Source organism: Pseudoalteromonas qingdaonensis, assembly GCF_038739665.1.
GTDB lineage: Bacteria > Pseudomonadota > Gammaproteobacteria > Enterobacterales > Alteromonadaceae > Pseudoalteromonas > Pseudoalteromonas qingdaonensis.
Map to the genome: position 1 here is coordinate 267,326 of NZ_JBCGCU010000001.1, position 14,255 is coordinate 281,580.

Below are 14,255 nucleotides of genomic sequence, written 5' to 3' on the forward strand. Positions count from 1 at the left end.
TTCTGGTAGAGCGTGCAATACAGTATTACGAAAGTAAAGATTGGGATAATCTCAATAAGATCCCCGTAATGATAGATCAAAATGGTCATGTCTTAAATCATTTCGGTGACCAGACCTGGGACGTCACACATTATGTCGATGTTAAAATTGTTTCAAAAAAGCGGGCATCTTTTACCCATTTAACAACGACCCCTTTGTTGCAGGAGCAAAAGTTACTCGCATTCCTTGGTTTATTTGCTGTTGGCACTTTAAGGCAAGGTGCCATGATAAAAACAACGACATTCCTAGAAAGGAACCTTAATTTGACCCAAGTATACAAATACTTAGAGACTATCAATGCAGATTCAATTTGTATACTTAATCATCCTATACAATTTTCTAGATTTTGCGAGTATTTAAAGTCTCTCAGAATGAGTGGGCCATATATAGCTAAACTATTAGTTGCATTAAACTGGATTGAATCAGTTAAAAACGAAATACCAATAAAGCTTTTACTCCCCAGAACAACGACCATCACAGAGCTTGGCCGCCAACTAGGTTGCCCAACTAAGCTGCAAAGTGAGCAGTTTTACGCTATACCGTCCCGCTTGATGCAGCTCATATACTCAAAAGCGATTGAATATATCGATACTTATTACCCAATCAGACAAACGCTATTAAATATCCATACTGAGCAGCAAGAAAACTACGAAATAGGGAAAACCGTTGTCGACAGAAAAATAAAAACGGGTCAGTGGAACTGGTTAACATCTAGTTCCCCTCACTACAAAGCTGAAATAAGTAAAGCTAAACCACAAAGACCAACAGATATTCTTCAAAGTTACGCCTCAAACATTGAGGAAAAAGGGTTAATCCCCCTTAAAATCAAAGAATTCGAATGGCTTTACTCCCACCTTTTAATGTGTTGTTTTTTAGTATGTGGAGCGTTTTCTGGCATGAGAAGAAGTGAGCTATATGGACTACATTCTGATAGCTTTAAAACACTAAAACTTAAAGAGCAGACATTTTATTCTTTACAATCAAAGCATAGTAAAATGACTCCAGCAGTTCCAGAAAAAGCTGAGTGGCTAACATCTCCAATAGCAGGAAAAGCGATAGAACTCGCATCAGATTTAACCCAAAATATGCGTATTCAGTTAATGCTATCTAATGATAGATTAGATAACGAACGAGCTTCAAGTATTTGGTTAGTGCAAAAAATTAGAGGTAAAACCCCCAACATATTTACTGGACCTCCTTTTGTTACACATTATAAACGACTTGTAGAAGAAGCTGGCGCCATCATAAATGAGCAAGATTATGAAGAGTTTAAACTCCTAAACCCAAATCTAAATATACATGCTTACACGCAAAAAATTATCATCGGCAAGCCATGGGCACTTACAACCCATCAACTCAGACGAACTTTTGCAGTGTTTGGTAAACGACACAACCTACTTTCTGACGTCGCTATAAAGCAGCAATATAAACACCTGTACTTACCAATGGCACAGTGGTATTCAGAAGGCGGCGTGGCAGCAAAAGTTAAGCATGTGAAAGTGGACTCAGAACTCAACAATCTACTAAGAGAAGTAGATAGAGAAGTCACAACACAATTGTTGTTTCAGTGGTATAACTCAGATGACAAACTATTTGGTAAGAAAGGTCTAGACGTTGTAAAAGACAGACAAAATACCGCTGTTAAATATTCATCATGGGATGCTTTGTATGCGCAAGTCTCAGCTGGCCGAGTATCTATAGCTGGCACACTCCATTCATACTGTATGGCAGGCTATGAATGCCGAATGGAAAAGGTTGTATCACCAACCAACTGCTTTAACTGCGAGAACGTTGTTATTGACGAGGAGAAAGCACAAGCTTGGCAAAAACGACATCTGTGGATTGTTGAGACTATAACTGAAATGGAGGAGCATACCAAACTAACTCAATCACAGTTAAGCCATTTTATTACGCAATTGCGTGCAGCTGAAAAGGTTATGGACTACTTTGAGATAAGCTACACTCCATACAAACCTGAAATTGAGATCAGACAGATTTGAGTAAGTCAGAAAATACGAGATTAGAGCTTCTAAATGCAATTGACAGAATACTTTCTGGCAATACGATACGTATTGATTCCAAAAGAGGATTAAGTGCTATAGCTGTCGAAGAAGAGGCTAATCTAGGTAATGGTTCCGCATACTATTACTCAGACGTCATTGAAAAAATAAAACAACTCAAATCAAGGGCTATTACAAAAAAGCAAGCACAGCAAAACTCTGATGTAACTAAGCTGCGTGAGAAGCTTGCCAATGAAAAACGGTTAAAAGAAAAATACCGAGCAGAAATAGCCAGCTTAAAAGAGCAAATGGCACAAATGGCTTCGACCCACAATGCTCTGGCGCTTTCAAATCACCAGCACTTAAAAAAGATTAGTGATCTTGAAAGTGAGTTGTTTTTGCTTAAAGGGAGTAACTAGCTGTAGTGGCTCGCGAACATAATCCCTCTGACTTGATTACATCGTACATTTTGGACTCACATTAAGTGAGAATATGACCGGTGCCTGACTCACTTTAATTGACAATGAACTCACGCTAATCGAGAACGGGCTTGCAAACATAATCAGTCGGCTCACTTTATTTAAGAATAACGACAGTTCATAAAAATGGACGTTAAAAGATACCGTTCGTTAGTTTATGCATATAAAGCAGCCTGCGCCATTACTTATTTAAGCGTCAAAACTTAAAGCGTGAAAGCTTAGGTATGTATCGGTTAATGTCAGACTTATATTTTAGAAAATCATCGCCATGCACTTTCTTCAAATAAGGCTCTTCAATTTGTCGAACAATCACTTCAATGCAAATCCAACATACAAAAACACATGCCCAAAGCAGCAAATGTGGGAACGTTATACACACCCCTGCCCAAAATAGAAAAATACCAAAGTAAATGGGGTTGCGAGACTTTGCGTAAATCCCGTGGGTAATAAGTGCAGTCGTTTCTTGCTGGTCAACGCCAATACGCCATGAATCTCCCATTTGAATTTGAGACAACAAAGTTACAGCAATTCCGCAGGCGCCAATCAAGGAGCCGAGAAGCTGAAATGGAATTGAAGGAACAAATAGTAGGGGCGCACGTCCTAAGTAACCAAAAAGAACTAGACCAAATGCAAAGCAAAACGTAACCACGAATATAGCCCCTGGTACAATTTCTATTAATGGTGCGTTTATAGATGCTGCTCTTATACCAAAATCACCATTTCTCTTATATTGAACAAAGCTTCTACCGAGGACGGCTAGCGCCAAAAAACTACTAATTAAAATAAGCGAAACCATATCTATCCTTATCGTACATGACGTTAAGAATATGATTGTAAAGTCTATACTTAATAAAGAGTCAATAGGTACCTAAAAATCGTTCAGGTAAAACTTGGGCATTTACGAATAAATGCCCAAGAACACTACTGATCCCCTTTACTATGCACGAGTCGATAGAGTACAGGCAGCACTACCAGTGTTAGCAAGGTTGACGATATTATCCCGCCGATGACCACCGTGGCCAAAGGCCGTTGCACCTCTGCACCTATGCCCGTATTGAGCGCCATGGGCACAAATCCAAGGCTTGCCACTAGTGCTGTCATTAATACCGGACGCAAACGAATAAGTGCCCCTTCAACAATGCTATTCACTAATTCTCCGGTTTCTAGCAAACGTTGCTTGATGAAGGACAGCATTACCAATCCGTTTAATACGGCAATCCCAGACAACGCGATAAATCCTACCGACGCGGATATGGATAAAGGCATATCCCTTAACCAAAGAGACATTACACCGCCTGTTAATGCCAAAGGGATACCTGTGAAGATAATCAACGCATCGCGTATAGAACCAAACGCAATTACCAGCATTGTCAAAATCACAAACAACGTAACCGGTACCACAATCGTCAATCGTTGACTCGCACTTTCGAGCTGCTCAAAGGTTCCACCATAGTCGAGCCAATAACCAGCAGGTAAATCTACTTCATCATTAATTCTCGCCTGAGCTTCTTCAACAAAAGTGCCAATATCTCTGTCACGCACATTTGCTGTGACAACAATACTACGTTTGCCATTCTCCCGGCTTATTTGGCTAGGTACTTCTTTAAATGCAAGTGTGGCTAATTCGCTTATTGGTACATGCTCACCAGAGGGCGTGACTATGGGAATGGTCTCAAGCTGAGTGAGTTCATTTCGAATGTCGTCGGCATATCGCACGACAATTTCAAAGCGTCTGTCGCCTTCAAAAATCATTCCAGCGGTTTTTCCACCTGTCGCAGCATTGAGCCATAACTGCAAGTCGGCTATATCCAAACCAAAGCGTGCCAATTGATTAGGCTTTGGTGTGACGGTGAAGATTGGAATGCCTTCTACCTGCTCAAGCCTCGCGTCATCAGCCCCTTCAATCGTTGAAATAACGGACAAAATGTCAGAAGCAGATGCAAAGAGGGTATCTAAGTCATCCCCAAATAGTTTTATGCCCAAATCTGCCCTTACCCCACTGATCAATTCATTAAACCGCATTTGAATAGGTTGGGTAAATTCATAATTATTGCCGGGCAAGGTAAACAAGTCCTCTTCAAACGTTTCGACTAGCTCGGCTTTAGTCATTGATGGATCGGGCCATTGTTCCCTAGGCTTCAAAATAACAAACGTATCAGTAATGTTGGGCGGCATAGGATCGGTAGCGACCTCACCCGTACCCGTGCGACCGAATACCGTCTGAACTTGCTCATACTGCATAAGTTTCGCTTCAAGAGTTTTTTGCATTTCAACTGCTTGTTCTACCCCAGTCCCAGGGATGCGTATCGCTTGTACTAAGATATCACCTTCATTGAGCTGGGGAATAAACTCGGAGCCTAATTTACTGCCCATCCATAAACTGCCGACAACCAAAGCACTCGCACCTACTACTACTAGCCATCTAAAACGCAGCGCGCCCATTAAAATAGAACGATACACTGCCTTTGCACCTTTAATAATTGGGCTTTCTTTTTCGCTAATTTTACCTCTCATGAAAATTGCTATCGCCGCAGGCACTACGGTAAAACAAAATACCATTGCGGCAAGCAAAGCCATTATCACGGTCGCTGCCATGGGGTGGAACATTTTACCTTCGACGCCAGTGAGCGTGAACAAGGGGATATAAACAATGGTAATGATCAATACACCAAACAAACTGGGGCGTATGACTTCATTAGTGGCTTCATATACAACATTCAGCCTTTCTTTGAGCGGTAGAGTAGCGCCGTTTTGTTTCTGGGATTCGGATAATCGTCTGATACAGTTTTCAACAATGATAACTGCGCCATCGACAATCAAGCCAAAATCCAGTGCGCCTAAACTCATCAAGTTAGCAGACACATCTGTTTTGACCATGCCCGATATCGTGGCAAGCATTGCCAAGGGTATTACAGCGGCGGTAATAAGTGCAGCTCGCACATTCCCAAGCAAAACGAATAGCACAACGATGACAAGTAAAGCGCCCTCGACGAGGTTTTTCTGCACTGTGTCGATGGTTTTGTCAACGAGGCTTGTCCTATCGTAAACCGCTTCAAGGATTACGCCCTCGGGTAAGCTTGTTTTAATGGTTTCGAGCTTACTGTCCACAGCTTTGGCGACCGTACGAGAGTTTTCTCCCACTAACATCATTGTCGTGCCAATCACTGTTTCTTGGCCATTTAACGTGCCGGCTCCAGAGCGCAGCTCTTTACCGAGGTTGATTTGGGCGATGTCTTGAATTTTTACCGGTACGCCATCAATGATCTTAACAACCACTTGGCCGATATCGTCGATGCCCTTAAGTTGGGCTTCCGATCTGATCAGTACTTGTTGCCCATTTTGTTCTACAAAACCAGCGCCTTGATTCGCATTGTTGCGTTCTAGCGCACTGAGAAGGTCACCTGTACTTATCCCAAAGTTTATCATTGCGACTGGATTAGGATTCACATGATATTGCTTTTCAAATCCGCCTATCGCATAAACCTCGGTCACCCCCTCAACAAGCGACAATTGGGGCTTAATTACCCAATCATGGATCTCCCTTAATGCCATAGCATCATAGGGTTGACCGTTGTCCTGTCGCGCCTGAGGCTCTGCACTTAACGAGTACATGTAAATTTCACCCAAGCCTGTGGAGATAGGGCCCATTTCAGGGGTTAACCCTGTTGGCAATTGCGCCGCGATGGCGGTGAGACGCTCGTTGACGAGATTTCGTGCGAAATATAAATCAGTGCCCTCTTTAAACACGACTGTGACTTGCGACAAACCATAGCGTGATATCGAGCGGGTATACGATAAATTAGGCAAACCGGCCAGCGAGGTTTCAACTATAAACGTTATGCGTTGTTCAGTCTCCAAAGGCGAGTAACCTGGGGTTGCGGTATTTATCTGCACTTGCACGTTGGTGATATCAGGCACAGCATCAATCGGCAATTGTTTGTAACTGTACATACCAAAAAAGGCGACAAACAAGGCGAACAACATCATGACACCACGTCGCTCAATGGATAGACGGAGTATTGGTGCTATCATGTTCTCACCTCACCGTTTTTATGGACTTGGCTTTGCTTTTGACAATAAATGCGCAGGTAATTAGTCATCATCGCCCGCCTCCATTTTTAATAAATCAGCTTTTAGTAAATAGCTATTTTCTACAACGACTTGCTGGCCTATTTGAACGCCCTTCACAATCTCTACTAAACGGTTGTCCGTGTTCCCAAGCTTTACTTGGCGGGGGTAAAATCGCTCCCCTTCTTTGACAAAAACAATGGTTTGCCCATCTAACTCTTGTATTGAACTTTTGGGGAGAGCCAGATTGACTTCTTGGAACCCAATCTGAATATAACCCTCTACCATAGCGCCTAAAGGCCAATAACCACTGCCATTATCAACGTTCACAAACGCGATAGAATAAGGTTTGTCATCAGGTGAGGACGTAATGTGGCTTATACTTGATTGTTGCTGCAATTCCTCAAGCCTTAAAGTGACTTCCATATCAGCGGCAATACGAGTACGTTGTTTGGGGAAAATAGCCAATTGAGCAATTGCGCGAGAGTAATTAGCAACAGAAAGCAGTACTTGACCGTTGGTGAGCTCACCATCATTGGCGTGTCTAGCTATGATTTTTCCAGACATCGGTGAGGTGATTGAGTATTGATTTAAACTCTCGTTTGACTCAATGATTGCCAGTGTGTCACCTTTTTCTACTTTATCTCCAATATTCACCATGATACGTTTTACAACACCGTCGAAGCGGGCACGAATATGACTCAGTGACGCAGGATCATGAACTATCCGCCCAAAGGTTCTGGTTGTGAGCGATAATGTTCCTGATGCGGCCGATGCAGTCACGATATCGTGTTCAAGCATCCGTTCTTGAGATAACACTACGTACTCGGGTCTTTCTTCGGCTTCCTCATCGTCATCATCAGCCAGGGCGACAGAAGCAAACAGTAAAGTAGCTAGCATGACTAACATGCCAAGCAAGTCACGTGCGCTAGTAACTAATGTAAATTGTGATTTATTCATTATTTTTTCTCTATTCATTGTGATGATTGAGCAGACGTCGAGGGAGAGTCAGAAAACACGGGAATTCCCGTAAGTGCCTCTAGATCTGCGCTTCGAAGGTGGACTAAGCCTGCGGCTTTTATCAGTGTTCGTTGCATATCTATGAGTTGCTGTTGCGTTGTCACCCACTCTATGTAGTTGTAGCGACCACTTTCATAGCCATCCCGCGCCAATTTCAATGCAGATTCCAATGTTGGGACGACATTGTCTTGAAGGGTAGTAACAGTGAGCAAGGCTTGGTCTTTTGCGCTAATGACTTGATTTAATTGGCGAGTGAGTTCACGAATTTTCGCTTGTTTTTGATAGTCTATACTGTCAAGCAATGCGCGCTGTTGTTCGTATTCACCTAGATTCCGCTGCTTGGTATTTAACGGCACCGAAATACTGGCGACTAACGCTGTGTCATCAATTCCCTGCATTCTTCGGATACCGGCTTCCCACGCAATGTCGAACTGCTGACTGGCCTGAACCACTCTCAATCTGGCCTCTTGTACCCGATAGTTATCAGCATAAAGCAGAACGTGTGGATTGCTTTGAAGCTGTGAAAGCATATGTTCAAGTGATAGTGAATTTGGAAACGATAACAGTGTCCCTTCAACTTCCGCAAACGCAGCGTTAGTGTCACCCCACATGATGGCCAGGTCGCGTTTATACTCATTGAGTTTTTGTTCACTTATCAATAAAGACAAACGCGCCTGCGACAACGCTGACTCTGCACGTTTTTTCTCAAGTGGTGAAGAAGCCCCCGCTTCAACCCGTGTAGAGACTGTCTGAAGCATTGTGCGAGCCAGCATTTCAGCTCGTTGCTCAGTCTTGTGCAACGCTTGTTGGACAATGACATTGATATATCGTCGAGTTGTTTCACCCAAGATGTCCAGCGTGCGAATGCGCCGTTGTGTAAGCAGTTGTGCTTTTTTTGAACTCACCACATTCATTCGGCCGCTGACTTTATCTCCAAGCTCGATGACCGACGATAAGGTCAGTGTCAATTCGGCATCTTTGATACCAGACACTTCGCCTGTTCCCAACACATTTTCAACTTCAACCCCAACAGACATTTCAGGTCGTAAGCTGGCCATTTTTGATTCACCATCCAAAGCCGAAGATTTAAATTCGAACACAACTAAATCTGGGTTGTTTGATAATGTGCGTTTGAGCGCATTTTCAAGCGTGATTGAAGACTTTTGCGCATTGGCAGATTGAACAGATATGCTCATGGTTACCAGTGCAGCAGATATCAATTTCAGATACGCTGAGCTAGCTTTTTTTATGCCCAATGGGCGTGAAGAACTCATAAAATAACCTTTTGTTCATAAGATAACGACATACATGGAAAGCACCCATGCAAACATATAGGAGGGAATGGATTAATGTTGAGGTGGGCGCAAAAGGTCTTCGACTAGGCCGTCAGTGACGTTGCGGGAATAACTGTATTGATTGGTATATAACGGTTTAGATACGTCATTTATTGGGTGCTGTGCCAGAAACTTAATCTGTCCACATTGACACAGCACACAATGGAAACACTTAGACTCTTCACTCGACGTATTATCACCAGCATTTACATTTTTTTCGGGAACATCATAAGTGCCTATGGACTTTGATTGTTCAGGGACTGACGATACCTCCGCCGGGTAGTCATCGCATTGAGCGGCGAACGAAAAGCCCGATTGACACATGAGCAAAGTAATAAGTAGCCATGCCAACCTACGCAGTTTTGATGTGCAATTAAAAATTGGCATGTTCTTATCAACTTTGCGCATTAAGCGCTCGCTGTCTTTCATTTCCAGCATCTTCGAGGATCATTTTTGCCCCGCGCAACACAACGCACGAAACTATCACACCGATAAACAGATCAGGCCATCGAGAATCGAGCCAAAACACCAAAACGCCAGCAAAAACAACGCCTAAGTTGGCAATCACATCGTTGGCTGAAAATATCCAGCTTGCCCGCATATGCACTTCTTCATTTCTTTGTTTGCGTATGATCACAAGACAAATGACATTAGCAACCAGTGCAACTGCCCCCATAGCCATCATTAGTCCCGATACAGGTTCGCTACCGTAAATTGACCGTCTTACAATATCAATGATAATCAACAGACCCAGTGCCATCTGAAAAAAGCCGCTAATTCTAGCCGCATTCGCTTTGTGTAATAGCGATTTACCAATAGCATAAAGGGCAACACCATAGACAACTGCGTCGGCGAGCATATCAAGTGAATCGGCTATTAATGCGGTTGAATCAGCAAGCAACCCGATCCCCATTTCTATAACAAACATTGTCGCGTTTATTCCCAAAAGCCAATACAAAACCTGTCGTTGAGACTGGTCTTTTATTTCAACTTCGCACCCACATCCGCTCATTAGAAACACACTCTTTACTGATGAATGACATGAGTATAAAGTCTATACTTGGTATAGAGTCAACGGTTAGGAGAAAAAAATGAAAATTGGTGATGTCGCAAAGACGACAGGTTGTAGTATTCAGACCATTCGTTTTTATGAAAAGAAAGGTCTCTTGCCTGAGCTCAAGCGCTCAAGTGGAAATTATCGTGTCTACGACAAGGGGACTATTGAACAACTCCTGTTTATTAAACAGTGTCGTTCATTAGATATGTCTATCACGGAAGTAAAAACGCTCATGGACAGTCGTTCGAAGCCAGATCAGAGCTGTTCAAATATCAATACGTTAATAGCTAAGCATTTATCAGACGTCATTATTCGCATTGAAGAGCTAAACGAATTAAAGTCATCACTCGAAAATATGGCGTCAAAGTGTGATCAAGACAAAACCATTAGGGACTGTGGCATTTTAAATTATTTACACACTTAAAAGTATAAGAACCACATAATTTTACTGTGCGCGCTCACCTTAACTTGTATCTATCGGCTAACATTCGTCATTTGTGTAGATTTATAAGGCAAAAATCAATAGCCTGAACTTTTGATACTGAGTCAGCCATGCATATTCATTTGTGGCCCTACAAAGCGATTTACATCGGAATCAGTCCTGATAATGATGTTCATGCACATCATGCTGTCCAAATTTGCATTGGTTTAGACAAAGACATCTCGGTTCAAGATTACAAGGCACAAAGTATTCACACCGGACAATGTATTGTGATTTTCGAAGATGTCCCTCACAAGGTTTTGGCACAGGACAATCAGATTGTAGTCATCTATTTAGAGCCTGAAGATAGGCAAAACCAACAATTTCTCAAAGCCTTACGTCAAGCCAGGAGTGATGGAATTAATACTCTGCCGCTTACTAGCAAAGAATTGGGATCCATTTCTCAGCATCTATTTACTGACGTCGATATCGACAAAGTGTGGAAAACAGTAAATAAAGCGGTAGGGCTAGTCTATAGTCCTGCGCTTTCATCGCGCCCTGAGGATAAACGGGTACGAGCGGTCATCGACATTATTGCTTCGCAGAGAGGTTGTGCAATCGATATGGCGTTTTTATCATCGAAGGTTTTCTTGTCCCCAAGTCGTCTAACACATCTTTTTAAGCAAGAAGTGGGTATACCTATTAGTCGTTTTATTGTCTGGTGGCGTGTGCGCGCCGCAATAGAACAACTGAGTAAGTCAGCAACATTGACTGAGGCTGCCCATGCTTCGGGTTTTTCTGACTTACCTCATATGAGTAAAACGTTTAAACAGCTGTTTGGATTTGCACCTTCCTCGTTATTCAAACCGCACACCATTAAAATTCACAGTAATTAGCCGTTTGATACAAGCCGAATTAAGTTTGACTAGGGAATAATATACGCATCAATAAAAACGCGAATGTGTAAATACTATGAGAACGTTGGTCCAATGGATGTTCAGCCCATTATTTTTTTTAAGCTTTATCTTTGCTGCATCCAGTATCTCCCAAAACACAGGATCTGCAGCTTGGCTTATACCCCTGCTTTTATTCGCCATCGTCGTATCTTTTGCAGCTGAGAAATGGTTACCATATGAAAAAGCATGGAATACACCGCAGGGAGATTTCGGGCGAGATATAGTGCATGCCATTGTCAATGAAGGCTCTTTGGCTCTCACGGTCGCGTTTATCCCAATAATGACCGCGATAGTGCCCCACTTCAGTATTTGGCCACACCATTGGCCACTACTAGTACAACTTGGCTTTGCCATCATCGTCGCTGACTTTGGGATAACGATGGCACATTATTTTAGTCATAAATACAAAGTGCTTTGGCGCTTACACGCGGTTCATCATAGCGTTGAACGAATGTACGGGTTCAATGGATTGTTAAAGCATCCCCTTCACCAAGCGATTGAACTAAGTGCAGGTACACTCCCATTACTTTTGATAGGTATGCCCTTAGAAATAGGCGCATTGTTAGGGTTTAGTGCTGCCATACAGTTGCTGTTGCAACACTCTAACGTTGATATGCGGCTTGGCCCGCTAAAATATGTTTGGGCTGTTGCTCCAGGTCACCGACATCATCACGTAAAAGACGGTACCAAAGGTGACGTTAATTTTGGGTTGTTTACACATTTATGGGATCACCTCCTTGGTACATTCGTCACCAATTCTAATGAACGACCCTCACCACGTAATGGGGAGCTAGGAATTGGTAGTCAACCAAATTACCCCAAGAATTACATCGCACAGCTTATTCAGCCTTTTATGAGAAAGGTATAAACACTTCACGGAAGTTGAAAATGTTCTTTAGAAACGAGCGAGATAACAGGTTGATTTCATGGCTATGGGAAAAACCTACAAATGTAAACAAGAATTTTCTGAGTGGATGATTTTTCGTTCATAGCTCATATCAATCTGCAATTCTAATAAATGGAAAGTACCAAATCAGGAAAACCGTTTTCCAGACCTCAAAAAAGTCCAAATTTCTTTGCGATTTTTCACTTTTTCTGGAAAAGTCTTCTAGACTAGGTGGGGTGTGGATTTCCAGAGTGTTTCCAGACTTAGATGTACAGAGTAATTTGTGACCATGCGATAGAAAAGCTTGGGCTATCATCCCTGATGATACGCTCGGCTCGACATCCCATGTCTCGCGTTCAAGCCTAAAAGAGCTGTGCGCTCTCGCTCTTTTCGGGCGACCTTATCCGGGCTGGCCAGCACCCTGGTTCATGCTGGTGGACCACCGCTGATCATTTATTTCACCGCTAAGGCTCTGGCTCCACGCCAGTATATTGCCACAGCGGCTGCCCTGTTTGCGCTGATGAATGTGGTTAAACTCGCCGCCTTTAGCGCCCAAGGGCTGCTCACTCTGGATTTGCTCTTCACCGCGCTCGCCTTTGTGCCCTTAGCCCTGCAGGGCAATTGGTTGGGAGTAAAAATTCAGCAAAAATTCAATCCCCAGCATTTTTTGCGGGTGATGAACTGGCTCTTGCTACTGCTGGCCTTGGCCCTTTATGCCAAGCTGCTGTTTAGCTAATAAAAACAAGGGCTGACTGCCGCCTTGCGGTGGAAACCACTAACTTTTTACTCATTATTTGCTATATCCGCCATACTGATAGTTTGTGAACTAGTCAGGAACAAAAGCATGGCACTGAATCTTCAAGTTATTATTTGCAGCGTTCGCCCCGGCAGGGTCGGCCCATCCGTTGCCAACTGGTTTTACGAATTTGCCAAGGAGCACAGCAATTTTGATGTTTCCTTGGTGGATCTTGCCACCTTTAACCTGCCCATGTACGACGAGCCCAAGCACCCTCGCTTGCAAGAATATCAACATGAGCATACCAAGGCCTGGTCGCGCAGTGTGGATAGAGCCGATGCCTACGTATTCGTGCTACCCGAATACAATTTTTGCCCGCCCTCGTCTTTTACCAACGCCCTGAATTATGTGTATAAGGAATGGAACTATAAACCCTGTGCCTTTGTCAGCTATGGTGGCATCTCCGGCAGCCTGCGCTCAACCCAGGTGGCCAAGCAGTTAGTTACCACCTTAAAAATGATGCCCATATTGGAGAGTGTTATGGTACAGATGCCTTGGAACTTACTCGATGAAAATAAACATTTTATTGCCAATGAGCACCATATCAGTTCCGGCGACTCCCTGTTAGAAGAGCTGGAAAAATGGGCCAAGGCATTAAAAACCATGCGTTAGTGACGCACTAGCGCATCAAGTTTTCACCTCATCATAAAAAGGAAGCAGAGTATGAGCATTAAACTCACCAAAACCGCCGAGGGCCAGTATAGGCAACAAGTGCAAATAGGCCCGCATCTACTCTTTAGCGACGCCCGAATCGATAGCACTACAGATACGGCACCAGACCCCCATGATATCTACGACTCGGCGCTGGCAGCATGTAAGGCCATCACCTTGATAATGTATGCGCAAAGATCCGAGATCCCATTAACGGATGTGGCCATAGAGATCACCCGGGATGCCAGTGAGGAACGTCAGGGACGCTACCAGTTGCACATCGACCTAAAGCTTGACGGCGATCTGAATATGGCACAGCGGGAAAAACTGGCGCAAATCGCCGATAAGTGCCCTATCCATAAACTTATGACCCAAGTGGAAACAATAATCACCACGCACTGCAAGTAAACCAAAAGGAGCGCATTGAGCAGGCCAAGGACGACTGCCAAAACGGCCGCTTTGCCAAGGTGCCCGGTGATGAGCAGGAGTTTATTCCCTTGCCCTAACAAGCACCTGATGTTGTCACTTATCGTCATCCCCTTTCTTTT

13 protein-coding genes are annotated in these 14,255 nt (G+C 43.4%); 8 read left to right on the top strand and 5 right to left on the bottom strand.

Annotated elements, in window-relative coordinates; genetic code table 11:
* Positions 1–68 precede the first annotated feature (68 nt).
* Positions 69–2,039: an integrase gene (locus tag WCN91_RS01205; RefSeq protein ID WP_342675607.1), complete on the top strand. Its 1,971-nt coding sequence runs from the start codon at positions 69–71 to the stop codon at positions 2,037–2,039.
* Positions 2,036–2,458, top strand: a complete 423-nt coding sequence (locus WCN91_RS01210; protein WP_053911482.1) for a hypothetical protein — start codon at positions 2,036–2,038, stop codon at positions 2,456–2,458. Before WCN91_RS01205 ends, WCN91_RS01210 begins: the two co-directional genes overlap by 4 nt.
* Positions 2,459–2,714: 256 nt before the next feature.
* On the opposite strand, the gene WCN91_RS01215 is transcribed toward WCN91_RS01210, so the two are convergent.
* The 5 genes from WCN91_RS01215 to WCN91_RS01235 all read right to left on the bottom strand — a co-directional run bounded on the left by WCN91_RS01215 (position 2,715) and on the right by WCN91_RS01235 (position 9,952).
* A complete protein-coding gene (locus tag WCN91_RS01215; protein ID WP_053911483.1) occupies positions 2,715–3,314 on the bottom strand; it encodes a methyltransferase family protein in 600 nt (199 codons plus the stop codon).
* Between the two features lie 125 nt (positions 3,315–3,439).
* Complete coding sequence (locus WCN91_RS01220; RefSeq protein WP_053911484.1) at positions 3,440–6,550, bottom strand: efflux RND transporter permease subunit; 3,111 nt, start codon at positions 6,548–6,550, stop codon at positions 3,440–3,442.
* Positions 6,551–6,610: 60 nt separating this feature from the next.
* Positions 6,611–7,546, bottom strand: coding sequence for an efflux RND transporter periplasmic adaptor subunit (locus WCN91_RS01225; RefSeq protein ID WP_235383319.1), 936 nt, complete (start codon positions 7,544–7,546; stop codon positions 6,611–6,613).
* A 14-nt stretch (positions 7,547–7,560) separates the two neighbouring features.
* Complete coding sequence (locus tag WCN91_RS01230) at positions 7,561–8,880, bottom strand: TolC family protein (RefSeq protein WP_235383318.1); 1,320 nt, start codon at positions 8,878–8,880, stop codon at positions 7,561–7,563.
* A gap of 454 nt (positions 8,881–9,334) precedes the next feature.
* Entirely contained in the window at positions 9,335–9,952 is a 618-nt protein-coding gene (locus tag WCN91_RS01235; protein ID WP_342675608.1) for a cation efflux transmembrane domain-containing protein, read from the bottom strand.
* Positions 9,953–10,031: 79 nt separating this feature from the next.
* Here WCN91_RS01235 and cadR point away from each other — a divergent pair, with 79 nt between their 5' ends.
* The 6 genes from cadR (at position 10,032) to WCN91_RS01265 (ending at position 14,115) form a co-directional block, all read left to right on the top strand.
* Positions 10,032–10,421 (top strand): Cd(II)/Pb(II)-responsive transcriptional regulator, encoded by a 390-nt coding sequence (gene cadR / locus WCN91_RS01240; RefSeq protein WP_342675609.1) that lies wholly within the window; start codon positions 10,032–10,034, stop codon positions 10,419–10,421.
* 128 nt (positions 10,422–10,549) lie between these two features.
* The gene (locus WCN91_RS01245; protein ID WP_053911488.1) at positions 10,550–11,314 is read left to right on the top strand and encodes a helix-turn-helix transcriptional regulator; all 765 of its coding nucleotides are present in this window, start codon (positions 10,550–10,552) and stop codon (positions 11,312–11,314) included.
* A gap of 97 nt (positions 11,315–11,411) precedes the next feature.
* Positions 11,412–12,242, top strand: coding sequence for a sterol desaturase family protein (locus tag WCN91_RS01250; protein WP_342675610.1), 831 nt, complete (start codon positions 11,412–11,414; stop codon positions 12,240–12,242).
* A gap of 391 nt (positions 12,243–12,633) precedes the next feature.
* A complete protein-coding gene (locus WCN91_RS01255; protein ID WP_342675611.1) occupies positions 12,634–12,996 on the top strand; it encodes a TSUP family transporter in 363 nt (120 codons plus the stop codon).
* A gap of 108 nt (positions 12,997–13,104) precedes the next feature.
* Positions 13,105–13,668 (top strand): NADPH-dependent FMN reductase, encoded by a 564-nt coding sequence (locus WCN91_RS01260; RefSeq protein WP_342675612.1) that lies wholly within the window; start codon positions 13,105–13,107, stop codon positions 13,666–13,668.
* 51 nt (positions 13,669–13,719) lie between these two features.
* A complete protein-coding gene (locus WCN91_RS01265; RefSeq protein ID WP_342675613.1) occupies positions 13,720–14,115 on the top strand; it encodes an OsmC family protein in 396 nt (131 codons plus the stop codon).
* The last annotated feature ends 140 nt before the right edge of the window (positions 14,116–14,255 follow it).